The organism is Micromonospora sp. B9E7, assembly GCF_039871815.1.
GTDB lineage: Bacteria > Actinomycetota > Actinomycetes > Mycobacteriales > Micromonosporaceae > Micromonospora.
The window spans coordinates 139,708-161,467 of record NZ_JBDPLX010000003.1 but is presented as its reverse complement, the minus strand read 5'-3'; the positions used below and the strand labels follow the sequence as shown (position 1 = coordinate 161,467).

Genomic DNA, 21,760 nt, shown 5'->3' with positions numbered 1-21,760 from the left:
CCGGACGGCTCACCCGGGCCCGTCGCGATCCGACCGGTGCCGGTTGCTCCGGCCGAAGGGTCCCCGGTGGACCGCTCACCGTGCTCGTACGGCCAGCAGCGCGGCGTCGTCCTCACGGCCGTGGATCGAGGCGAGCAGCAGGTCGCACAACTCGTCGAGGGGCAGCGTGTCGGTGCCGGTCAGTCGGCCCACCAGCTCGGCCAACCCTTCGTCGATGGACCGGTCCCGCCGCTCGATCAGCCCGTCGGTGTAGAGCAGCAGGGTGTCGCCGGCCGCCAGGCTGGTCGGCTTGCTGGTCCGTGCCTGCGACCGGGTCAGACCGAGCAGCGGCTCCGGTGTCGCCTCCAGCACCTCGACCGCCCCGCCGGCGCGGACCACCAGGGCCGGTGGGTGCCCGGCGTTGGACCAGGTCACCTCGTGGACGCCGGCGATCTGCGGACAGATCCGGACCAGCGTCGCGGTGGCGGCGATCGGCAGCCGCAGTCCGCGGATGGCACCGTCCAGGTTGCTCATCAGCGCGCCGACACTGTCGGGCCGGCCGAAGGCGTTGCCGCGCACCAGGTTACGCAGCTGGCCCATGGCCGCCGCCGCCTCGATGTCGTGCCCGGCCACGTCGCCGATGGTGGCGATCACGTCGCCGTCGGGCTGGACGAAGGCGTCGTACCAGTCACCACCCACCTCGACCTGGTCGGCGGCCGGCTGGTAGCGGGCCGTCAACTCCAGCTCCGGCACGTTCGGCAGGTGGGGCAGCATGCTGTGTTGCAGGACCTCGGCGACGTGCCGCTGCTCGCCGTACATCGAGCTGTTGCCGACGGCCTGGCCGGTTCGGCGACCGATCTCGACCGCGGTGAGCAGGTCGTGATCGTCGAACTGCTGACGCTGCGAGCTGTTGACGAGGGTGATCGCCCCGAGCACGGTGCCGCCGACGCCTCGCATCGGCACGCTCAGGTAGGAGGCGATGCCCAGGCGGGCGGCGATCGACACCATCTCCGGGTCGGTGGTCCCTTTCGCCACGTCGGCCAGGGACGCCACGGTGCCGAGTTGGGGTTGGCCGGTGCGGAGGACCGACCGGATGATCGAATCCGGGCTCAGCCCGGTGCGCAGCAGCTCACCGAAGTGTTCGACGTCCGCCGTGCGGGCCGGGTCGCGGTGCACCGAGACCACCTCGCGCGGCTGGCCGGTCGGCCCGATCAGGGCGAGCAGGCACCAGTCGGCGAGCGGCGGGACCATGGTGGCGGCGAGCCGGCGCAGCGCGGTGCCCACGTCGAGTGTGCCGGCCAGCGTCTCGCTCACGCCAGCGACCAGCTCCAACCGTTCGTGCGCCTGCACGGCCCGCCGCTGTGCCTCCCGCGCGCCGTCGAGCGCGATCCGCAGTCGCAGCTCCGACGAGCACGCGGCGGCCAGGTCGGCCAGTGTCCGCAGTTGGGCGGTCGTCCACGCGCGGGGTTTGTTGTCGATGGCGCACAGCGCGCCGAGCACCCGGCCGGAGAGGTCGGTCAGCGGCATCCCGGCGTACGCGACCACACCGAGGTCGTCGATGGCCAGATTGTCCCGGACGCGGGGGTAGAGCCGAGCGTCCGGCAGCACCATCGGCACCTCGACGTCCACGACGTGCTGACAGAACGAGTGGCTCAGCGGGGTCTGCCGGCGCTGCGACCAGGGTTCCGGCAACCCGACCGCGCCGGGGAAGAACTGCCGGTCGGCGGAGACCAGGGAAACCAGCGCCACCGGTACGTCAAGCAGGTCGCTGACCAGCCGGGCGAACCTTTCGAAGGCCTCGTCCGGGACGGCGTCGAGCCCGGTCTCGGTGAGCGCACGCAGTCGCGCCGCGTCGCCGAGCGCCGGAGGTGGCACTGTCGGACGCCGGGCGCTGGCGGGGGAGCCGTCGGTCATCGAGCACCTGTCTGCCGGGGCGGAGGACGACCGGCCCTCCGACATTTCGTTATACCTCGGCCAGGCCGGAGTCGAACATCGGTGTGCTGAGTCTCGCCCGCCCCGGCGGCCCGCGCCATCCCCCGGGACGCCGGATCGTCGCCGTGCCCACGCGGGCCGCCGCGGAGGGGACTATCGTCGGCGGACGTGAAGGTATGGATCCCGCACCAGGCCGGCCTGGACCTCATGGGCGAGCTGCCCCCGGACGTGGCGGTGGAGGTGTTCGAGCACACCGACCGGATGCCGTCCGACCCTGCCGACGTCCGCGTCTGGGTGCCACCGTTCCTGGGTGGCTCGGACGGGACGGCGTTGCTGCGTGAGCTGCCCGACCTGGCGGTGGTGCAGTTGCTCTCGGCCGGGGCTGACGCCTGGGCCGGCCGGACTCCGCCGGGGGTCACGCTCTGCGACGCCCGGGGTGTGCACGACCCGTCCACCGCCGAGTGGGTCGTCACGGCGATCCTCGCCCAGCTGCGCGCGTTCCCGGCGTTCGTCCGGGCGCAGGCCGAGCGGCGTTGGGCGTACGAGGGGAACACCCCCACCGACGAGCTGACCGGTAAGCGGGTGCTCATCGTCGGGGCCGGTTCGATCGGCACCGCGGTGCGGGACCGGCTCGCCCCGTTCGACGTGAGCTTCACGCTTGTCGCGCGGACCGCCCGTCCGGAGCAGGGGGTGCACGGCGTCGAGGAGTTGCCCCGGCTGCTGCCCGAGGCCGACGTGGTGGTGGTGATCGTGCCGCTGACCGACCAGACCCGTGGCCTGATCGACAAGGACTTCCTGGCCGCGATGCCGGCCGGGGCACTGCTGGTCAACGCCGCCCGAGGGCCGGTGGCCCAGACCGAGGCGCTCGTCGCCGAGCTGGCCACCGGTCGGATCGCGGCCGCGCTGGACGTCACCGACCCGGAGCCGTTGCCCGCCGACTCGCCGCTCTGGGCGATGCCGAACGTGTTGCTCACCCCGCACGTGGCCGGGTCGGTGCGGGGTCTGCTGCCGCGGGCCTACCGACTGGTCGGTGACCAGGTGCGTCGGTTCGCCGCCGGGCAGCCGCTGATCAACACGGTGGTCGACGGTTACTGACCGGGCGTCTCGGCCGGCGTCTGGCCGGTGGCCGACAACAGCCGGGGCAGGTCCACACCGCGTACCGCCGGCAGGGTGACCTGCTGGCCGTCGTCGAGCCGGGCGACCGCCCGCCCGCGCTCGTCGGTGACCAGCTCGACGACCTGGTCCCAGTCGATCCGGCGTTGCCCGGCCAGCGCCCGCACGCGCAGCCCTCTGGCGTCGGCGTCGGTGCCGGCCCGCCAGGCCCAGACCGCGACGGCGAGCGGCACGAGCAGCACCGGCAGAAGGTAGGACCGGGCGCTGGCCAGCGGCAGGGCGCCGATGAAGGCGATGACCGCGGCGGCCAGGATGGCTTGGTTGTGCCGGAAGCGGACCGTGTCGGGCTTACTCACCCTCCGATGATCCCACCCCCGGCCGGTCCGGCTCGCGGCGGGCGGTGCCGGCAGGGTGCGGTACGCCGTACAGTGACACAGGTCATTGTCTCCTCCAGGTGACCGACACGTAACCGATCCGGCCGCCGATCGTTGCCAGTTGTTGAGCAGCGGACCCGCAACGTCCGCTGCCCCGCGCCGTCGTAACGCCCCCGTGCCCCCTCACGAAGGCGACCGCTGTGCTCCTCGCGTACCCGTTCCGCGTTCTCGTCCCCCGCCGGGCGGCGTCGGAGGCTGTCACGTCCACGGCGGTGACGCTGCTCCTTCTCGCCGGTGCCTTCGACCTGGTTCCGACCCCGGTGGTGATCGCGCTTGCCGTCGGTGCCGGCGCCACGGTCGCCGGGGTGCGGCTCTCCCGGCTGGCCGGCCGACCCGCCACCGGCCCACCGCCGCGCGCGGCGGGCGTGCTGCTCGACGCGGCGGTGGTGACCGCTGGTCTCACCGCCGTCGTGCTGCCCCTGACCGCCCTCGGGCCGAGCTTCGCCGTGCTGGTCGGTTCGCTTCTCGTGGCGGCCCTCTCGGTGAGCGGTCTCCGTCGCCTTCCCGGCCGGACGCGTCCGTCGCCCGGGGTCCGGCTGCGCCGGCTGGTCGAGTCGAGCGGCCCGGCCGTCGGTCTGGCCCTCACCGGCTGGCTGCTGCTGCCCCAGGACGCCCTGCCCGATCCGGCCCGACTGGTCGCCGCGTTGGCGCTCGGCGGGCTGGGCATGGCCGCGCTGGACGCGTTCGCGGGGCCACGGCGACGCTCGGGCGCGGCGGTCTGCCGGGGCGGTGTCCTCCTCACCCTGGGCGGTTTGGTGCTGTTGGCCGCGCTGGTGTCCGCACCGGCGGGCCGGGCGGCGCTGCTGGCCGTACCCCCGATGGTGTTCGGGATGCTGCTCGTCGCGGTCGGTGCGGAGGCGGCGGCGGACGCGGGTGACGCGGGGTCGGCGCCGCCGGTCGCTGCGGCCTGGCCCCGGGCGGTCCTCCCGGCGGCGATGCTGCTGCTGGCGGCGGGTCTGCACCTGGCCGCCGGCCGCGCCCCCGACCGGACGAGCGTGGTGTTGGCCCTGGCGGCGGTGCCGTCCCTGATGGTGTGCGAGCTGCTGCGGGCGGGTGAGGCGTCCACCACCGAGCGGCGGGCCGCGCACCGCCGCCGCGCCGGTGGTGCGGTCCGGCATCGTGCGGCGCACCCGCGCTGGGTGGGCGGGTCGGAGCCGCCGCCCGCGTCGCCCTCGCGGGTCGTCGACCCGGACGCCCCGACCACCGCGAGCGCTGTCGGCGCGGCCTGGCAGCCGGGCGCCGCCTGGTCGACGCTCGACCGGCGGCCCGTTCCGGCGGGAGGCGGTGCGGGCGACCGGGCGGCCCTGCTGGACGCCCTGGCCGCGATCGGTGACGTGCCGGCGCCGACCGGCGCGTTGCTGCTGGTGGACCTGCACGGCACCGATTCGGTCGGCCCGACGGCCCGGGAGGACGTGCTGGCCGAGGCGGTGCACCGGGCCCGCGCGGTCATCGCCCCCGACGACCTGGTCACCGGGTGCACGGGTGCCGGCTTCGCCGTGGTCACCGCCGCCGGCCCGGTGCTGGCGTACGCGCTGGGCACCCGGCTGCTGACCGCGCTCAGCCCGCCCTATTCGCTGCCCGGCGTGGTGCTGCGGGTGCAGACGAGCATCGGGCTGGCCGAGGTGAGCGGGGCGGGGCCGGCGGACGTGCTCCGTCAGGCCGAGCTGGCCCGGCGGCGGGCGGTGCAGTTGGGCCGCGACCGGGTCGAGTGGTACGACGCGTTCCTGGAGGAGCAGCTGGTCCGTCGGCTCGACCTGGAACGCGAGCTGCCCGGTGCGGTGGCGCGCGGCGAGTTGGACCTCGTCTACCAGCCGGTGCTCGACCTGGCCGACGGGCAACCGGTGGGCGCGGAGGCTCTGCTGCGGTGGCGGAGCCCGGTGCTCGGCACGGTGCTCCCGGCCGAGCTGCTGCCGGTCGCCGAGGACCTGGACCTGATCGGCGAGTTGGAGTGGTGGGTCCTGGACCGGGCCTGCCGGCAGTTGTCCAACTGGTCGGTGGGCGTCCGGGAGCTGTGGATGGCGGTCAACGTGACGACCCGGGAGCTGACCACCCCCGACTTCGTGCAGCGGGCGGCGGCCGTGCTGGCCGCGTACGGGGTGCCGCCGGAGCGGCTCGTGGTGGAGGTCAGCGAGCCGCGGGTGGCCGCCGACCTGTCGACGGTGGTGGCCCGGCTGGCCGGGTTGCGGTCGTTGGGCGTACGCACCGCGTTGGACGACTTCCGGGCCGAGCACGCTTCGCTGGCGCAGCTCCGGCGGCTGCCGATCGACCTGTTGAAGGTGGGCCCGGAGTTGGTGGGCGCGCGGCCGGACGGGCAGCCGCCGCTGATCGACGTGGTGGTCAACGTCGGCGAGCGGCTGGGTGTGGAGATCGTCGCGGAGGAGTTGGAGTCGCCGACCCAGGTGGAGGGGGCGCGCCGGGGCGGCTGCCGGTACGGGCAGGGGTTCGCGCTGGCCCGACCGGCGACGGCCGAACGGGTCGAGGCGTACTTCGAGGAGTTCCCGTCAGCATCTCGCTGAACCGGTTCATCTCTCCCGGGGTGGTGCGGTGCTGCCGCGCGGTGTGAGGTGGGGCGTCTCGTCCTGCACCCGGCCGGCCGGGTCTCCGCCGATGACGGCGAGAAGTTGGCGGGCGGCGTGCGCGCCGTACGCCGCGATGTCCCGGCCCAGCGCGGTCAACGGTGGGTGCACCAGCCGGCACAGCGGCGAGTCGTCCCAGGCCACGATGGACAGATCAGCGGGCACGGTGAGCCCCATCTCCTGGGCCACGGAGAGCCCGGCGATGGCCATCACGTCGTTGTCGTAGATGACCGCCGTGGGCCGCTGGGCGGAGCTGAGCAGGCGGCGGGTGGCCCGGCCGCCCTCCTCGCCGGTGTAGTCGGACGAGACGGTGACGGCGTCGACCAGGCCGAGCCGCTGGCAGACCGCCGTGAAGGCCGCGGTGCGGATCTCGGTGTGCCGTAGGTCGGGCAGGCCACCGACCCGGGCGATCCGCCGGTGTCCGAGCGCGACCAGGTACTCCACCGCCTCGGTCAGCGCGGCGGCGTCGTCGGACCAGAGGCTGGCCAGCTCTCCGGTGCCGCCGGGCCCGCCGATCACCACCGCCGGCAGTTGGATCTGCTCCAGCGCGGGGATGCGGCGGTCGTGGCTACGCAGGTCGCAGACCAGCACCCCGTCGACCCGACGTTCGCCCCACCAGCGCCGGTAGACCGCGATCTCGGCGTCGTGGTCGGCCACCACCTGGAGGGTCAGCGCGTACGAGCGGGCGGAGAGTTCGGCCTCGACGCCGCTGATCAGCGCCATGAAGAACGGCTCGACCCCGAGCGTCCGGGCCGGCCGGCACAGGGCCAGACCGACCGCCCCGGCGGTGGCGGCGGAGAGGGCTCGGGCGGCGCTGCTCGGGCTGAACCCGATCTCCGTGGCGATGGTCAGGATCCGCTGCCGGGTGGCTTCGGAGACGCCGGGCTGGCCGTTGAGCGCGTACGACACGGCGCCCTTGGACACCCCGGCGCGTCGGGCGACGTCGGCGATTGTCGGCCGCTTCACCGGTGTGCTCCTTCGCTCTCCGGCCGTTGACAGCCCGGAGTTCGGACCATACGGTGGCTCAACTTATCCGGTTCAGTCAACGTCTTTCGATCCAGGAGATGCGGGGAAGTCTTGAGTCGACAGGCACTCTACGACGGTTGGATGCTGCGGGCAGCCCACGGAGCGCAGGTGCCGGCCGAGATCGCCGGGCGGGCCGTGCCGGCGACCGTGCCGGGCTGCGTGCACACCGACCTGCTCGACGCCGGGCTGATCCCCGATCCCTACCTCGACGACAACGAGCTGACGCTGGCCTGGATCGGGCGCACCGAGTGGACGTACCAGACGAGCTTCCGGCCGCCGTCCGGCGACCACGACCGGGTCGACCTGGTCTGCGCCGGCCTGGACACCGTCGCCACGATCGCCGTCAACGGGGTCGAGGTCGGCCGCACCGAGAACATGCACCGCGCCTACCGGTTCGACGTCCGGTCGTTGTTGCGCGACGGCGACAACGATCTGGTGGTCGCCTTCGACTCCGCGTACCGCTACGCCGAGGCGCAGCAGGAGCGACTCGGCGACCGACCGAACGCCTACCCGGAGCCGTTCCACTTCATCCGCAAGATGGCCTGCAACTTCGGCTGGGACTGGGGGCCGACCCTGGTCACCGCCGGCATCTGGCAGGAGATCGGCCTGCACGCCTGGTCCACCGCCCGGCTGGCCACCGTCCGCCCGCTGGTCACCATGGACGGCCGCGACGGCCGGGTCGAGCTGCACGTCGAGGTCGAGCGGGCGTCGGACGTCCCGCTGACGGTCCGCGCCGCCGTCGCCGGGGCCCGCGCCGACGTGGTCATTCCGGCCGGCCGGCGCACGGCCGTGCTGACTCTCACCGTCCGCGAACCCGCGCTCTGGTGGCCCCGAGGGTACGGCGACCAGGCGCGCCACCTGATCGAGGTGACCCTGCACGCGCCGGACGGCGACACCCTGGACACCTGGTCGCACCGGATCGGCTTCCGGTCGGTCCGCCTGGACACCACACCCGACGAGCACGGCACCCCGTTCGTACTGTCGGTCAACGACGTCCCGGTCTTCGTCCGCGGGGTCAACTGGATCCCCGACGACGTGTTCCCCACCCGGGTCACCCGCGACCGCCTCGCCGAGCGGTTCGACCAGGCCACCGACGCCAACATCAACCTTCTGCGGGTCTGGGGCGGCGGCCGGTACGAGTCGGCGGACTTCTACGACCTCGCCGACGAGCGTGGGCTGCTCGTCCAACAGGACTTCCTCTTCGCCTGCGCCGCCTACCCGGAGGAGGAACCCTTCGGCACCGAAGTGGCCGCCGAGGCCGCCGAGCAGGTGACCCGGCTGATGCCGTACCCGTCCCTGGTGCTCTGGACCGGGAACAACGAGAACATCTGGGGCTGGCACGACTGGGACTGGCAGCAGCCCCTCGACGGACGCACCTGGGGGCGCGGCTACTACCTCGACGTGCTGCCCCGGATCGTCGGCGACCTCGACCCGACCCGCCCGTACTGGCCGGGCAGCCCCTGGTCGGGCACCGAGGCCATCCACCCCAACGACCCGGCGCACGGCACCACCCACATCTGGGACGTGTGGAACACCGACGACTACACGAAGTACCGGGAGTACGTGCCGCGCTTCGTCGCCGAGTTCGGCTACCAGGCCCCGCCGGCGTACGCCACCCTGCGCCGGGCACTGAGCGACGAACCCCTCGCCCACGACTCACCGGGCATGGCACACCACCAGAAAGCGGCCGACGGTGACGCCAAACTCCAGCGCGGCCTGGACGCGCACCTGCCCGCCCCGGCGGACTTCGACGACTGGCACTACCTGACACAGCTCAACCAGGCCCGTGCGATCCAGCTCGGGGTGGAGCACTTCCGCTCCCACCGGGACGTCTGCGCGGGGACCATCGTGTGGCAGCTCAACGACTGCTGGCCGGTGACCTCCTGGTCGGCCGTCGACGGCGACGGCCGCCGCAAACCCCTGTGGTACGCGCTGCGCCACGCGTACGCCGACCGGCTCCTCACCGTGCAACCGCGCGACGGTGGGCTGGCGCTGGTGGCCGTCAACGACTGTGGCACGCCGTGGCGGGCGTCGGCCTCGGTGACCCGGGTGACCCTCACCGGTGAGTCCCGGTCGAAGACGACGATGGCACTGGACGTGCCGGCGTACTCCTCGATCGTGTTGGCGCTGCCGGCGGACCTGGTCCGACCGGACGAAGCCCGCCGCGAGTTGCTGGTCGCGGAGGCCGGTGACACCACGGAGCGCGCACTGTGGTTCTTCGCCGAGGACCGGGACGTGGACTGGCCCTTGGCGGCCTGGGAGGCCACCGTCGAGCCGGTTGACGGCGGTCAACGGGTCCGAGTCACGGCCCGCACCGTGCTCCGCGACCTGACGCTCTTCCCGGACCGGCTGGATGCGACCGCCACTGTGGACGAGTCCCTGGTCACCCTGCTGCCGGGCGAGTCGGTGCTGTTCACCGTGTGCGCCGGAGCCCCGCTGGACCCGGCGGCCCTCGTCGCCCGCCCGGTGCTCCGCTGCGTCAACGACATCCGCCAACCCTGAGCCGCCCACCGGGCGGCCCGGCCGCCGCGAGGTCGCGAGCCGAACCAACCGACCGCTTGATCAACACCATTTCGCCGATGTCGCGGTGTCCACACGTGCGGGATACCGCGACATCGCCGAATTCGTGTTGATCTAGCGGGTGTTTCCGCATCGAGTAGCGATGTCGGAATGCGGACTCTCCCGGCGCCACCGCACCCGCCACTCACGGCCAAGAATGGCGCAGGTCAACGGCGATTGTGACCGTCAATGGTCCGGACAGCCCGGAAAAGCCGCCGGTCCTGTGCCCGAGCGAATGCTGCCCACCGTCCGATATCGACGGTACCGTTCACGGGACCCGAGACTGGCATTCGCGAGGACTCGTCGTCACGGCTGCGCAGAGGCAGGGGAGGTGCCGGGTTGACGGATGGTTCAGACCCAGCGGCCGACAGCGCGCCGGCCGGGCGACCGGCAACCGCGGCGCGCAGTGGGTCGGCTGCTGCGACGGTTGCCCAGTGGGCGGAGGTGCACCGGTTGGCGGTGGGGGGCCAGGAGCCGGCAATCGCCCGGCACGTCGGTGATCTGGTGTCGAGGGTGTGGCTGCCCAGGTCGCGGTTCGCCGACGTGGCTGCCATGGCGAGCGCGACGTTGACTCTCGGCCCGGACGCCGGCGCCTTCTATGACCTGGGGTGGACCCAGTCATCCACCGGGCAGCCTCGAGAGGCTCTGGCCAGCTACGAGCGGGCCCTGCGCCTGTATCGCGAGGCCGGTGACCGCGGCAACGAAGCAGCAACCCTCACCAACATCGGCCTCGTTCACCACAGCCTCGGCGATGCGAGGCAGGCTCTGGCCCACTACGGGCAGGCTCTGCCGATACAACGGGAGGTCGGCTACCGCAGGGGCGAGGCGAACACTCTCAACAATATCGGTGGTGTGTACAACAGCCTCGGCGATGGGGAGCAGGCTCTGGCCTTCTACGGGCAGGCTTTGCCGATCCGGCGTGAGGTCGGTGATCGTGCTGGCGAGGCGGCGACGCTCAACAACATCGGTGGTGTGTACGACAGGCTCGGGGATGGGGAGCGGGCTCTGACCTTTTACGGGCAGGCGCTGTCCATCCGGCGTGAGGTCGGTGATCTTGCTGGCGAGGCGACGACGCTCAACAACATCGGTGGTGTGTACGACAGGCTCGGGGACGGGGAGCAGGCTCTTGCCTTTTACGGGCAGGCGCTGTCCATCCGACGTGAGGTCGGTGACCGTGCTGGCGAGGCGACGACGCTCAGCAATATCGGCGCTGTGTACGGCAGCCTCGGCGATGGCGAGCAGGCTCTGGCCCACTATTCGGAGGCTTTGCCTCTCCGACGGGAGGTCGGCGATCGGGCTGGCGAAGCGATCACCCTCAACAACATCGGTGCGATCCGGTTCCGCCAGGGCGATCTTGCTGGGGCGAAGGACATTCTGGACCAAGTTCTTGAGGTCTTCCGCGTTGTCGGCGATCGCAGGTCTGAGGCAATGGCCAGCGCCAATATGGCCACTCTGCTCGCGAAGATGGCGCGGGTGGACCAGGCCATCGAGTTTCAGCGCCGCGCTGTTGCCCTCGCCCAGCAGACGAGCCATCCACAGCTGGACCAATATCGGGCATTCCTCAGCCGGTTAGAGGAAATCAAGGGGAGTTGAGCGTTGGGCGCTATCGGTGAGGGAGGAGACCAACGGTGAGCGACATGATCACCTATGAGCTGGAGATCTTCGAGCGGACCTCCGACTACTCCGAGCTGCGCCTGTCCACCGGCGGTGGTCAGCCGAAGACCCGTGGAGTGGACAAGGCCGCCATCGATCAGCTGATCGACCTGGTGACACGCCACTATGGCCAGCACTCGGTCGCTCAGCAGGTCTTCGGCTCACCACAGCTAGGCGACCTCGGGATGCGACTGGCCGCCTTCCTCGACGGCGACGAGCGGTGGCTGACGCCGATCCTGCACCAGCCTCCCGGCAGCACGCTGCGGATCACCGTCGCGGGCCGGCTACGGCATCTGCCCTGGGAACTGCTCGCCGTGGACGGGGCGCATCTGACCGTCTCCAGCCAGGCACCGTTGTTACCGGTGCGGGCCGTAGGCACCAACACGGCCTTCAAGGGCCCGGTCACTCCCGGGAACCGGCCCCTGCGGGTGCTGTTCATGGCCACCTCTCCCGAGGGGGTCGAGCCGGTGCTCAGCTACGAGGCCGAGGAGGCGGCCATCCTGGCTGCCACGTCCCGAACCGGTGCCGAGCTGGTCGTCGAGGAGAGCGGCACCCTGGAGGGACTTCGTTTCCTCAACCGGGACTACGGCGCGGGCTACTTCGATGTTCTCCATCTGAGCGGCCACGCCACCATCAACGGCGACGGTCAACCCGTCTTCCTGGTGGAGAACGAGTTCGGCGAGCACGTCGACGCCACCGCCGACCAGATCGCCCACGCGATGGCTGGGCACTGGCCGCGCCTGATCTTCGTCTCCGGCTGCCTGACCGGGAATGCCCCCGGCGCCGGCACCGTCCCCTCGATGAGTGAAAGCCTGGTTCACTCCGGGGCCCCCGCCGTCCTGGGGTGGGCGCTGCCGGTCGGCGACGTCTCCGCGACCGACTTCGCCGCCGAGCTCTACCGGTCACTGGCTGACGGGGTGCCCCTCGACCGGGCCATCATCGAGGCCCGCCAACACCTGTACGCGCAGAAACGCGGCAACTGGCACCTGCTGCGCGTCTACGCCGACAGATCCCCGCTCGCCCCGATGGTCACGCCCCTGATCACCAAGGAACGTGCGCGGATTCAGATCCGCCCGGCCGACCAGGAATTCCTGGACCCACAGACCCAGTTGTCCCGGGTCGCCGCCCGTGCCGCCTTCGTCGGACGACGACGAGTCATCCAGCGCTGTCTGCGTACCCTGAAAATGCCTCTGGGCCAGGCCGGCGCAGCCGAGGCTCTGGTCCTGCATGGCATGGGCGGTCTCGGCAAGAGCAGCCTCGCCTCCCGGCTGCTGGAACGCATGCCCACCCACCAGCGTGCCGTCTGGTACGGCCATGTCGACCTGAAAAGCTTCCGGGAGCTGACCACCAAGGTCCCATTCTCGACCGTGGAGCAGCAGGTCGAGGCGGACAAGCTGCTCGCCAACGACCAGGCACCCCTCCTCGTCCGCCTGCGCCACCTGCTCCACGTCGACGGGCCGCTCGGGCGGACTCCCTGCCTGTTCGTGTTCGACGACTTCGAGGAGGGCAACCTCGACGAACGCGACGGCACCTACGTGCTCTCCGCGGAGATGGCCGGCATCCTCCCGGCCCTTCTCAGAGCCATCCGCGAGACCGGCAGCCCCAGCCGGGTCGTGATCACCAGCCGCTACCGCTTTCCCGCCCCCGTCGGAACCACCGTCGCCGTCGAATCACTCGAAACGCTCACCGCGATCGAGCAGACCAAGAAGCTCGCGAACCTGCGGAACCTGCGCCCCGGCTCAGTGATCGACCCGGACATCCGTAGGCGGGCCATCCACGCCTCGGCCGGGAACCCCCGCCTGCTCGACTGGCTTGACCTGATCGTCGGTGACACCAGCCTCGACATCGATGGCCTCATCACCGCCATCGAAGAGGAGACCGACCGATTCCGCCGGGAGACCATCCTCGCGGCGAACCTGCTCGACTCCCAGGTTCCCGAGCTGCAACAGATGCTCGCCAAGGTCAACGTCATCGACCTGCCCGTCCCCGCCGCGACCGTGAGGGCCGTCCACGACCATCCCGACGCCAGTGCCCACCTCAAACGCGCCGTCGAACTCGGGCTGATCGAAGAAGGTACCGACCCGGAGACCCGCCAGCCTCGCTACTTCGTCTCCAATGTCCTGCGCCCCCTCATCCGCCCTCTGCTCAGCGACGACGAGTACGTCCAAGCCTGCGCCGCCGCCGCGCGAAGCCTCTACGAACTCTGGGTCACCGCCCCTGCCCCGCCCGGGTCCGCGTCATGACCACCCTCGCCCAATGGGTAGAGGTGCACCGGTTGGCGGTGGCGGGCCGGGAGCCGGCAATCGCCCGGGACGTTGGTCACCGTCTGGCGAGGATGTGGCTACCTAAGTCCCGGTTCGCGGATGTCGCGGCCCTCGCGAACGCGACCCTGACCCTCGGCATGGACGCCGGCGCACTCTATGACCTGGGCTGGGCTCAGTCCTCCACCGGGCATCCGCAGCAGGCCTTGATGAACTATGAGCAGGCCCTGCATCTGTATCGCGAGTCCGGCGACCGTGGCAACGAAGCAGCCACCCTCGCCAACATCGGCGGCGTGTACGGCGGGCTCGGGGATCGGGAGCGGGCTCTGGCCTGCTACGAGCAGGCTCTGCCCATCGCCCGAGAGGTCGGCCACCGCGGCAACGAAGCAGCCACCCTCGCCAACATCGGCGGCGTGTACGGCAGGCTCGGGGATCGGGAGCGGGCTCTGACCTACTTCGAGCAGGCTCTGCCCATCCAGCGAGAGATCGGCGACCGTGCTGGCGAAGCGACCACCCTCAACAACATTGGCCTTCTCTACAAGGGGGTTGGGGATCGGGAGCGGGCCCTGGCTTACTACGAGCAGGCTCTGCCCATCCGACGGGAGGTCGGTGACCGTGCTGGCGAGGCGGTCACCCTCAACAACATTGGCCTTCTCTACAAGGGGGTTGGGGATCGGGGCCGGGCTCTGGCCTACTACGAGCAAGCCCTACTCATGACCCGGGAGGTCGGCGACCGCGCAGCCGAAGCGGTCACCCGGTTCAACATCGCAATGCTGCACCGGGAGAAGGGGAATCTCGATGCCGCTATCCGCGAACTCGAAGTCGTCGTGGACCTCGATCGTCAGGTCGCCCACCCGGACCTCGCGTCTGACACTGCCGCGCTGGAGCAGGTACGCGAAGAACGAGCACAGGCTCGGGAAACGACCTGATCACTGTCCTGTTCGGGCACGACCATCACGTAGCGCGGCGATGATGTGCCCCACGGCAGTGGACGGATTGCCCTCCGGGGGCGGGTCAAGCCGATCAGCCCGGCGGCAGGCATCCTCGATCCGGTCGCGGAAGTTGCCGAAGTCGAGCGCGGTCTTGTCCCAGGCAGGGTCGTGCTCGCGCAACAGGTCGCGGGCCCTCTTGGCGTTCTCCACGAACCTGGTGCAGTTGCCGTAGTGGAGCAACAGCCAGACCTCGAAGCAGGGATTGGACCAGGCCAGATTGACATCGGCGACGACAGCTTCGCGGGTCGCCGGCTCCGTGGCGAAGTCGTCGACGTCGCAGACGGCCCATGCCTCGTCGAAGTCGTCGCGCTGGCGGCGCCGCGCCGCACCTCGCACCACGTTGACCGGCGAGCCGCGTTCTGCCACGACGACCACCCGAGGGCGCACCCACGACTCCTGCTTGAGGCCGTTGAAGTAGGCCCGTTCCGTGGATTCGCCGTTGGTGGCGATCAGGATGGTTGTCCGCTGTTCCCGGGTTGACGCGCGTCGTCGGAGGTCGGTCTCGCGGCCACGGCCGGACCGGGGGCCGGAGGCTTGCCGATCACCCTGCCGTGGCGTCATCCGAGCCTCCACGGGTGGCAAGGGCCTGTTCGAACAGGTCGGTGGAGAGGTTGGGAACCGCACCGTAGTTGCCGTTCAAGTAACGGCGCTGACGGTTCTCGCCTTCTTTCCGGGGCTTGAAATCGGTCAGCGGGTACAGCGAGGACGCACCCTCGTCGTCTTTCTCCACGAACCAGATCTCGTCGCGGCGCAGGATCTCCTCCGTGTCGAGGGTGCCGAGTAGGGCCGCGTCGTGGCTGGTGAAGATGAGTTGGCTGCCCAGGGGATTCGCCGATGGGCTGCGGAACAGGCTGACGAGCTTGGCGGTGAGGACCGGGTGCAGGCTGGTGTCGATCTCGTCGATCAGCATGGTGGCGCCGGTACGCAGCATCGCGGCGGCGTGCAGGCCCAGGGTCAGTAGCCGCCGCGTGCCGGTCGACTGGTTTTGGAGGTCGAGCAGCGCGAGTCCGTTCGGTCCCTGGTGGGCGAACAGGATGAGGGGTGGGCGCCGGGCCCCCGCCATGGCCTTGTTCACCCGGGCCCTCATGCCGTGGACCGACGAGTTGAACCAAACAGAATGGTCGTCGGCCGGGTCCGAGGGAATCATGACATCGACGATCCCGACGTCGGCGGCCTGCAACAGGTCCACAGCCAGCCGGCGTACCTCGTCGGCGTCCGAATGGCCGACGCGGATGAGGGTGGACAGCTCAGGGGTGGCGTCAGTGCCTTGGCTCATCAGGTAGAACCACCGGTAGGTGTCATGCAGCGGCTGTGGGTTTGCCGGGTCCGGCTGGGGGCGGCTGTGACCAAAGCGGGCGACCGTGCTGAGGAAAAGAGCTGTCGGAGCGGTGATGCCGCCGATTTGCTCCAGGTCGCTTCGTCGGCCCGTCTCCTCGCCCCAGGAGAAGGTGTCACCGTCTCGTTCGAACACGCGCCGCCTGCGCCCAACCGGATAGTGGTAGAGCCACTCCTCCAGCACCCGGTCGTCATCGATGGTGAACCCGTAGGTGTGCCGGACGCCGCCGAGCAGAAGATCGACGACATAGCGTGACGGCTGGGTGGCAACTTCCGGATCCAACCGAAACGGCTCTCGGTGTAGGCCCACCCCAGGTTCGACGGCGCGGTCGGACTCCACGACGGTCTGCCGCATGAACGCCATCGCGTTGAGGCAGTTTGACTTGCCAGAGGCGTTCGCCCCGAAGATGCCGACGACCTGGACCGCCTGTGGGGCCGGCTCGTCGGCCGAGGCCCCGTCCCCGTAGACGGGCGTCAGGTTGAGCTGCTGCTCGTCGCGAAACGACCGATGGTTGGCGAAGCGGAAACTCAACAGCATTGGCTGTGTGCCCCTAGGTAGTGGGCTGTTACAAGCGCATCCCTGCGAGTAAACCACGAGAAGGCGACGCAAAGCCCGATGCGGACCAGTGCTGACCCGGCGGGTTGGCCGGGGGTACGCGTTCGGCTCGGCCTGCCTCGTCAACGCTCAGCCACGAGTGCGGTGTTGTCGGCGGCGACACGGTCATCGGTTGAAGACTTCTTCAACTGCTAAAGTCTTCGCATCGATCCGGAGGGGTGCTCATGTCGGTCCCGCTGTACCAGGCAAAGGCGGAACTCTTCCGCACCCTCGGGCACCCGGTGCGCATCCGGGTCCTCGAACTGCTCCAGGACGGCCCGAAGCCGGTCCGCGACCTGCTCGCCGTCATCGAGGTCGAGGCCTCCAACCTCTCCCAGCAGCTCGCCGTGCTGCGTCGCGCCGGGATGGTCACCTCACACCGCGACGGTCCCCTCGTCATGTACGCGCTCAGCACCCCGGACGTGGCCGACCTGCTGGCCGCCGGGCGGCGGATCCTCGGCGCAGTCCTCACCGACCGGGACGGCCTCCTCGACGAACTGCGCGCCACCGGCGCGGACAGGTGAGCGGCGCCATTCCTGTCGTCCGCGAACGGCTACTCGGGCTGCTGCCCGGTCGGGCCGACTGGACGGCCGTCCACCGCTCACCGCGCCGGGACCTTCTGGCCGGTCTCACCGTGGCGGTGGTGGCGCTGCCGCTGGCTCTGGCGTTCGGCGTCACCTCCGGGCTGGGCGCCGAGGCCGGGCTGATCACCGCCGTGATCGCCGGCGCGGTGGCCGCCGTCTTCGGCGGCTCCAACCTCCAGGTCTCCGGGCCGACCGGGGCGATGACCGTGGTGCTGGTGCCGGTGGTGCAGCAGTTCGGAGCCACCGGCGTACTCATGGTCGGGGCGATGGCCGGCCTGGTGCTGATCGCGCTCGCCGTGGCCCGCCTGGGCCGGTACGTCCGCTACCTACCCACCCCGGTGCTGGAGGGTTTCACCGCCGGCATCGCGGTGGTCATCGCACTGCAACAGGTGCCCGCCGCGCTCGGCGTGACCGACGCGCACGGGGAGAAGGTCTGGGCCGTCGCCGCCGACGCGGTCGCGCGGTTCGTCGTACACCCGAAGCCAGCCGCGCTCGCGGTGGCCCTCGCCGTCGCGGCGCTGATGCTGTTGGGTGCCCGGTGGCGGCCCGGTCTGCCGTTCTCGCTGCTCGGCGTGGGGGCCGCCACAGTCCTCGCCGAGGTTGTTCCGGTCGATCTGGTCCGGATCGGCGCGTTGCCTCAGGGCCTGCCCGCGCCCTCGCTCGGCTTCCTCGACCTCGACGCGCTCGGCGTGCTGCTGCCCAGCGCGCTCGCGGTCGCCGCGCTCGCCGCCCTGGAGAGCCTGCTCTCCGCCACCGTCGCCGACGGCATGACCGTCGGTGAACGGCACGATCCGGACCGGGAACTGTTCGGTCAGGGGCTGGCCAACCTAGCCGCCCCGATCTTCGGCGGCATCCCGGCGACCGCCGCCATCGCCCGTACAGCCGTCAACGTCCGTGCCGGGGCGGCCTCGAAGCTGGCCGCCCTCACCCACGCCGTCGCCCTCGCGGCGATCGTGCTGGCCGCCGCGCCATTGGTCGGCCGGATCCCGCTCGCCGCCCTGGCCGGGGTGCTGCTGGCCACCACGGTCCGCATGGTGGAGGCGGGCTCGTTGTGGGCGTTGGCGCGGGCCACCCGGGGCGATGCCGTCGTGCTGGTGCTCACCTTCGCCGTCACCGTGATCTGGGATCTCGTCACCGCCGTCGCGGTCGGCGTCGGCGTCGCCGTGGTGCTCGCCCTGCGCGCGGTGGCCCGCAGCGCCCGACTGGAACAGGTGCCCCTCGACCCCGGGGATCACAGCGCCGAGGAGTACGCGCTGCTCACCGAACACATCGTCGCGTACCGGCTGGACGGGCCGCTTTTTTTCGCCGCGGCGCACACCTTCCTGCTCGAACTTTCCGAAATCTCCGACGTCCGGGTCGTCATCCTGCGGATGTCCCGGGTGACCACGATGGACGCCACCGGCGCGCACGTCCTCGGCGACGCGATCGGACGGCTCCGCGGGCGCGGGATCACCGTCCTGCTCTCCGGCATCACCCCCGCCCACGACCAGGTGCTGGCCACGCTGGGGGTGGCTGACGACCTGCGCCGCGAGGAGTTGCTCTTCCCGGACACGCCCGCCGCCATCCGGTACGCCCGCACCGTCGCGCTCTCAACGGCGGGTCACCCTACGGTCGTACCCGCCGAGTGAGCGGTACGGGCGTCCGCTGTCGCGTTCCGGATAGCAGGGGCTTCGCCGAGACGGTACGACCGGTTCAATGACAGGCATGCGGGGACCCAACGGCACGGCGGCGGCGAAGGCTCTCATCCTGGCTGCCATTCCCATCGGTGGTGTCGGCTTCATCGTCGCCGGGCCGAGGGCCGTGGCCGCGATCGTCGCCAACCTCCTCCTGCTCGCTGGCGGCGGTGCTCTGTGGTGGCTGGACTTCCACCGGAAACGTCGTTGGCTCAACCTCCACCGCACCGGCGTGCCCGGCACCCTGACGCCTGGCGGCGGTGTCACCACCTCCATCGCTGACACCCGCGGTGGCGGGCCACCGGTCTTCGTCGAACAACGTCGCCGGCACCGGCTGATGTTGTCGGCGACCAGCCGGGTGCGGCGCTCCGGCGGGCGCCGGCACATCGCGGGCGAGCCGTCGCGTGACGCTGATCAGTTGACCATGGTGGCGGACAACGTGGCCCGGATTCAGCATCTGATCGACACGGGGCAGCAGCGATCCCGGCGTGAGCAGTTGTGGTGGCTGGTCGCGGGTCTGGCGGCATCGATTCCGATCGGCGTGGCCATCAACCTCGCCACCGGCTAGGCGGCGAACGCTCCTTGCGATCCAGCGACGCGACGTGCCCGGCAGCGTCGACTCAGGTCGTGCTTCGCACCGAAGGTCTGAGGTGTGGGCTCACCGGGTTCGGACCACTCCTCCAACTGGCTGCCAGCTGCAGAGCTGCTGTCGTTCGCTGTCGGTGTATCGAACTCCGGGCTGTCCTGTGACGAGATGGCGGTGGACACGACGCTGACCGCGACCGGCTGCACGGGGCGCGACGAACGGGTCAGCGCTCCAATCTTGTCGTGCCATCGCTCGAAGCTGTCGAGTGTCGACTTACACTCGGTTGGCCAGCGCTACGGCATCGGCGAGGAGTGCTTCCAGGTCGTCATCGGCAATGGCGTGATTGCCCAAGATGGCAAGAATCACCAGGCCCTGGATCCGGCCGGCCATCTGCGGATCGATGGCTGTCTCGACATCTGGATCCACGGCCGCCCGGATCAGCGTCTCGGCCGCATTGGCGTCGATTTCTGGTGCACCCGCCGGAACTGCCGCTCGTATGTCGGCCACGAACCGCATGATCTCACCGGGAGACGTCTGCTCATCGAAGCGTCGGTTGACCGCAAAGTAAAAGACCGCACCGAGGAGGGTCGGGAAGCCGTCCCAGCCGAGCTGATCGAGGCGAGCCTCGACCCGGTCGTTGGCCTCGTGGTCGCCTCTGACCATCGTCCGGATGTAGTCGACCATTTCAGGGCTGCTCATCAGATCGCTTCCTTTCGCGGCGCTTCTTCGTCATGTTCCAAACACCTCGAAGGCCCACGACTACTGCGCCAGCAGCCATGATGACTGATGTGACCGGGTGCTCCAACTGAGGGCGGTCAGCCGGCGTGCCGGGGCTGGCGGAGGTGGATGTCGTGCTGCCACTCGATCCCGAGCCCTTGAAGCTCTTTTGCAGCTCGCGAAGGCCAGTGGTGATCGACTGTTCGGTTTGTTTGAGGGTGTCCTCGGAATCGTCCGCCTTCCTGATGTGCCGGCGGAGGAATGCCTCGGCTTTCCGACTGCGGCCCTCTGCTTCCTCCACCAGGCGCTCGCCGGACGGCGATGCCGCATCAACTGGGCCGGAGGAGGACGCGGCACCGGGGGCGATGGTGTTGACATACCCGGTGATGTGTCGGGCAGCCTCGGCCAGGAGGCGGGCGTAGCGGCTGGCTTTGTCACGGGCCACCCCGGCGTCCGCGACAGCCGCGCTCAGCCGCTGGTCAGTACTGCCCCGCTGTACTTCGGTCAGGTGTGTAAGGGCCTGCTCGGCATCCGCCCGGGCGCGCAGCGCGGTGACGGCAGCGGCATCGAGCTTTCCGCGTACGGCGAGAAGCTGCGCGACGACCTCGGCGATGCTGCCGCTCATCCGAGGCGGGTGAAGTAGGTGTTTGCGTGTTTGGCGGTGTTGTCGAAGCGGCGGCGGGTCGGTTCGACCTCTGCCCCGGCTGCGGCAAGCGCCTGCCGGGCTTCCGTTACATCCTCATTCCGGCTGCCCTGCAGGACGGCGTTCGCCATCCGGGTTGCCGCCTCCGCCTCGGAAGCGGCCTGGTCGAACACCCGACGTCCCTGACGGGCCGCCTCGATGGCCGCGCGAAGGGACGCCTTGACCTCGCCAACGCTCATCGCTGTGGCCGATGCTCAGCCGAGGACGCTGATGTAGCGGCGTGCCGCCTCCGAGCTGCCCTGCACCAGGGCCATGGCTTCGGCCAGGCGTTGCTTGCTCTGCTCGCCACGGGCGATGGCCTCGGCGATCGTCGGGTGCCCGGTGCCGGCGGAGATGGCGCGTAGCCGGGCCAGCATCTGTTCGGTGTTGTCGGCGGCGGCACGGATCTGGTTGATGGTGGCGTTGCCCTGCTCGGCGGCCTGCATCAGAGCTGCTTTGACTTCTTCGATGCTGGCCATGCCGCCCTCCATCTGACGATCGCGCAACTAGTTCACGTTTGCGTGGTCGGACGGACACTATCGGAGATCAAGCTGGCATGCAGCCCCGCTGGTTACAAGTATTCGGCAGCCGTGCGCCCCACGTCGGCGATGAACGCTTCTAGCTGCGTCTCGCCGAGATCACGGTCTTGAAGCAGCTTGCCGAGGAGCACGATTTGCATTTTTAGGGCGATCTCGGAGCTGAGGTTGTCGATTAGCCCGACCTCACCGAGGGTCGCGCGGACGAGCGCTTCCATCTCCAGGGTGGGCAGCGCCTCCGCGCCCGGAAACTGGTTACGCGTCTCGGCGACGAAGCGGGCAACGTCGGTGGGGGAGTGAGCGGAGGCGAGGCGGTCGTTGACCGCGATGGCGAATGCAGCACCGATCACCTGGTTCCCGCCGTGCCAGCCGGACGTTTCCAACGCGTCCAGAAGTTGGTCCACCGTGCCCCAGTCACGCCGTGCCATCGCGCGAATCAGGTCGTCGAACTTGGTCCGTACGCTCACGATTTCGTAACCCCGCTGGTCCTCAAGGATCGACTGAACAGAGTGCTGGTGGTGATGCTC

The 21,760-nt window shown here is 70.4% G+C and carries 19 protein-coding genes; 9 read left to right on the top strand and 10 right to left on the bottom strand.

Going from position 1 to position 21,760, the window contains the following annotated elements:
* Positions 1 to 75 precede the first annotated feature (75 nt).
* Positions 76 to 1,893: a SpoIIE family protein phosphatase gene (locus ABGB10_RS05970; protein WP_347659835.1), complete on the bottom strand. Its 1,818-nt coding sequence runs from the start codon at positions 1,891 to 1,893 to the stop codon at positions 76 to 78.
* 186 nt (positions 1,894 to 2,079) lie between these two features.
* Here ABGB10_RS05970 and ABGB10_RS05965 point away from each other — a divergent pair, with 186 nt between their 5' ends.
* The gene (locus tag ABGB10_RS05965) at positions 2,080 to 3,006 is read left to right on the top strand and encodes a 2-hydroxyacid dehydrogenase (RefSeq protein ID WP_347659834.1); all 927 of its coding nucleotides are present in this window, start codon (positions 2,080 to 2,082) and stop codon (positions 3,004 to 3,006) included.
* Here ABGB10_RS05965 and ABGB10_RS05960 read toward each other — a convergent pair.
* A complete protein-coding gene (locus ABGB10_RS05960) occupies positions 3,000 to 3,380 on the bottom strand; it encodes a PH domain-containing protein (RefSeq protein ID WP_347659833.1) in 381 nt (126 codons plus the stop codon). The two genes, ABGB10_RS05965 and ABGB10_RS05960, sit on opposite strands and share 7 nt — an antisense overlap.
* Before the next feature lie 218 nt (positions 3,381 to 3,598).
* Between ABGB10_RS05960 and ABGB10_RS05955 the strand changes: the two genes are divergently transcribed.
* Positions 3,599 to 5,974 carry a GGDEF domain-containing phosphodiesterase gene (locus tag ABGB10_RS05955; protein ID WP_347659832.1) on the top strand — a complete coding sequence of 792 codons (2,376 nt, stop codon included), beginning with the start codon at positions 3,599 to 3,601 and terminating at the stop codon, positions 5,972 to 5,974.
* Positions 5,975 to 5,980: 6 nt separating this feature from the next.
* Here the strand turns inward: ABGB10_RS05955 and ABGB10_RS05950 are convergent, their stop codons facing one another.
* Entirely contained in the window at positions 5,981 to 7,000 is a 1,020-nt protein-coding gene (locus ABGB10_RS05950) for a LacI family DNA-binding transcriptional regulator (protein ID WP_347659831.1), read from the bottom strand.
* A 141-nt stretch (positions 7,001 to 7,141) separates the two neighbouring features.
* Between ABGB10_RS05950 and ABGB10_RS05945 the strand changes: the two genes are divergently transcribed.
* The 4 genes from ABGB10_RS05945 to ABGB10_RS05930 all read left to right on the top strand — a co-directional run bounded on the left by ABGB10_RS05945 (position 7,142) and on the right by ABGB10_RS05930 (position 14,462).
* Positions 7,142 to 9,562 (top strand): glycoside hydrolase family 2 protein, encoded by a 2,421-nt coding sequence (locus tag ABGB10_RS05945; RefSeq protein WP_347660147.1) that lies wholly within the window; start codon positions 7,142 to 7,144, stop codon positions 9,560 to 9,562.
* A gap of 609 nt (positions 9,563 to 10,171) precedes the next feature.
* Entirely contained in the window at positions 10,172 to 11,212 is a 1,041-nt protein-coding gene (locus tag ABGB10_RS05940) for a tetratricopeptide repeat protein (RefSeq protein WP_347659830.1), read from the top strand.
* Positions 11,213 to 11,256: 44 nt separating this feature from the next.
* Positions 11,257 to 13,515 carry a CHAT domain-containing protein gene (locus ABGB10_RS05935; protein WP_347660146.1) on the top strand — a complete coding sequence of 753 codons (2,259 nt, stop codon included), beginning with the start codon at positions 11,257 to 11,259 and terminating at the stop codon, positions 13,513 to 13,515.
* Positions 13,512 to 14,462 (top strand): tetratricopeptide repeat protein, encoded by a 951-nt coding sequence (locus ABGB10_RS05930; RefSeq protein ID WP_347659829.1) that lies wholly within the window; start codon positions 13,512 to 13,514, stop codon positions 14,460 to 14,462. Before ABGB10_RS05935 ends, ABGB10_RS05930 begins: the two co-directional genes overlap by 4 nt.
* On the opposite strand, the gene ABGB10_RS05925 is transcribed toward ABGB10_RS05930, so the two are convergent.
* Positions 14,463 to 15,086, bottom strand: coding sequence for an RloB family protein (locus ABGB10_RS05925; RefSeq protein ID WP_347659828.1), 624 nt, complete (start codon positions 15,084 to 15,086; stop codon positions 14,463 to 14,465). It lies immediately after the preceding gene.
* Complete coding sequence (locus ABGB10_RS05920) at positions 15,067 to 16,398, bottom strand: AAA family ATPase (RefSeq protein WP_347659827.1); 1,332 nt, start codon at positions 16,396 to 16,398, stop codon at positions 15,067 to 15,069. Before ABGB10_RS05920 ends, ABGB10_RS05925 begins: the two co-directional genes overlap by 20 nt.
* A 242-nt stretch (positions 16,399 to 16,640) precedes the next feature.
* Between ABGB10_RS05920 and ABGB10_RS05915 the strand changes: the two genes are divergently transcribed.
* From ABGB10_RS05915 to ABGB10_RS05905, 3 genes are all read left to right on the top strand, one after another.
* Positions 16,641 to 16,979, top strand: coding sequence for a metalloregulator ArsR/SmtB family transcription factor (locus tag ABGB10_RS05915; protein ID WP_130407971.1), 339 nt, complete (start codon positions 16,641 to 16,643; stop codon positions 16,977 to 16,979).
* The gene (locus ABGB10_RS05910; RefSeq protein ID WP_347659826.1) at positions 16,976 to 18,667 is read left to right on the top strand and encodes a SulP family inorganic anion transporter; all 1,692 of its coding nucleotides are present in this window, start codon (positions 16,976 to 16,978) and stop codon (positions 18,665 to 18,667) included. The genes ABGB10_RS05915 and ABGB10_RS05910 overlap by 4 nt, the downstream gene beginning before the upstream one ends.
* 76 nt (positions 18,668 to 18,743) lie before the next feature.
* Positions 18,744 to 19,280, top strand: a complete 537-nt coding sequence (locus ABGB10_RS05905; protein WP_347659825.1) for a hypothetical protein — start codon at positions 18,744 to 18,746, stop codon at positions 19,278 to 19,280.
* Positions 19,281 to 19,571: 291 nt separating this feature from the next.
* Here the strand turns inward: ABGB10_RS05905 and ABGB10_RS05900 are convergent, their stop codons facing one another.
* The 5 genes from ABGB10_RS05900 to ABGB10_RS05880 form a co-directional block, all read right to left on the bottom strand.
* Complete coding sequence (locus ABGB10_RS05900; protein WP_347659824.1) at positions 19,572 to 19,997, bottom strand: hypothetical protein; 426 nt, start codon at positions 19,995 to 19,997, stop codon at positions 19,572 to 19,574.
* Positions 19,984 to 20,640, bottom strand: a complete 657-nt coding sequence (locus ABGB10_RS05895; RefSeq protein WP_347659823.1) for a hypothetical protein — start codon at positions 20,638 to 20,640, stop codon at positions 19,984 to 19,986. Before ABGB10_RS05895 ends, ABGB10_RS05900 begins: the two co-directional genes overlap by 14 nt.
* Complete coding sequence (locus ABGB10_RS05890) at positions 20,637 to 20,897, bottom strand: hypothetical protein (protein WP_347659822.1); 261 nt, start codon at positions 20,895 to 20,897, stop codon at positions 20,637 to 20,639. The genes ABGB10_RS05895 and ABGB10_RS05890 overlap by 4 nt, the downstream gene beginning before the upstream one ends.
* Positions 20,898 to 20,912: 15 nt before the next feature.
* Positions 20,913 to 21,176, bottom strand: coding sequence for a hypothetical protein (locus ABGB10_RS05885; RefSeq protein WP_141908162.1), 264 nt, complete (start codon positions 21,174 to 21,176; stop codon positions 20,913 to 20,915).
* Positions 21,177 to 21,268: 92 nt separating this feature from the next.
* Positions 21,269 to 21,700, bottom strand: a complete 432-nt coding sequence (locus ABGB10_RS05880) for a hypothetical protein (RefSeq protein ID WP_347659821.1) — start codon at positions 21,698 to 21,700, stop codon at positions 21,269 to 21,271.
* Positions 21,701 to 21,760 lie beyond the last annotated feature (60 nt).

Bases quoted from the DNA above. Each gene is read 5' to 3' on its own strand.
- ABGB10_RS05970 (WP_347659835.1), bottom strand. From the start codon at position 1,893: ATGACCGACGGCTCCCCCGCCAGCGCCCGGCGTCCGACAGTGCCACCT.
- ABGB10_RS05945 (WP_347660147.1), top strand. From the start codon at position 7,142: ATGCTGCGGGCAGCCCACGGAGCGCAGGTGCCGGCCGAGATCGCCGGG.
- ABGB10_RS05940 (WP_347659830.1), top strand. From the start codon at position 10,172: ATGGCGAGCGCGACGTTGACTCTCGGCCCGGACGCCGGCGCCTTCTAT.
- ABGB10_RS05935 (WP_347660146.1), top strand. From the start codon at position 11,257: ATGATCACCTATGAGCTGGAGATCTTCGAGCGGACCTCCGACTACTCC.
- ABGB10_RS05930 (WP_347659829.1), top strand. From the start codon at position 13,512: ATGACCACCCTCGCCCAATGGGTAGAGGTGCACCGGTTGGCGGTGGCG.
- ABGB10_RS05925 (WP_347659828.1), bottom strand. From the start codon at position 15,086: ATGACGCCACGGCAGGGTGATCGGCAAGCCTCCGGCCCCCGGTCCGGC.
- ABGB10_RS05920 (WP_347659827.1), bottom strand. From the start codon at position 16,398: ATGCTGTTGAGTTTCCGCTTCGCCAACCATCGGTCGTTTCGCGACGAG.
- ABGB10_RS05915 (WP_130407971.1), top strand. From the start codon at position 16,641: ATGTCGGTCCCGCTGTACCAGGCAAAGGCGGAACTCTTCCGCACCCTC.
- ABGB10_RS05905 (WP_347659825.1), top strand. From the start codon at position 18,744: ATGCGGGGACCCAACGGCACGGCGGCGGCGAAGGCTCTCATCCTGGCT.
- ABGB10_RS05900 (WP_347659824.1), bottom strand. From the start codon at position 19,997: ATGAGCAGCCCTGAAATGGTCGACTACATCCGGACGATGGTCAGAGGC.
- ABGB10_RS05895 (WP_347659823.1), bottom strand. From the start codon at position 20,640: ATGAGCGGCAGCATCGCCGAGGTCGTCGCGCAGCTTCTCGCCGTACGC.
- ABGB10_RS05890 (WP_347659822.1), bottom strand. From the start codon at position 20,897: ATGAGCGTTGGCGAGGTCAAGGCGTCCCTTCGCGCGGCCATCGAGGCG.
- ABGB10_RS05885 (WP_141908162.1), bottom strand. From the start codon at position 21,176: ATGGCCAGCATCGAAGAAGTCAAAGCAGCTCTGATGCAGGCCGCCGAG.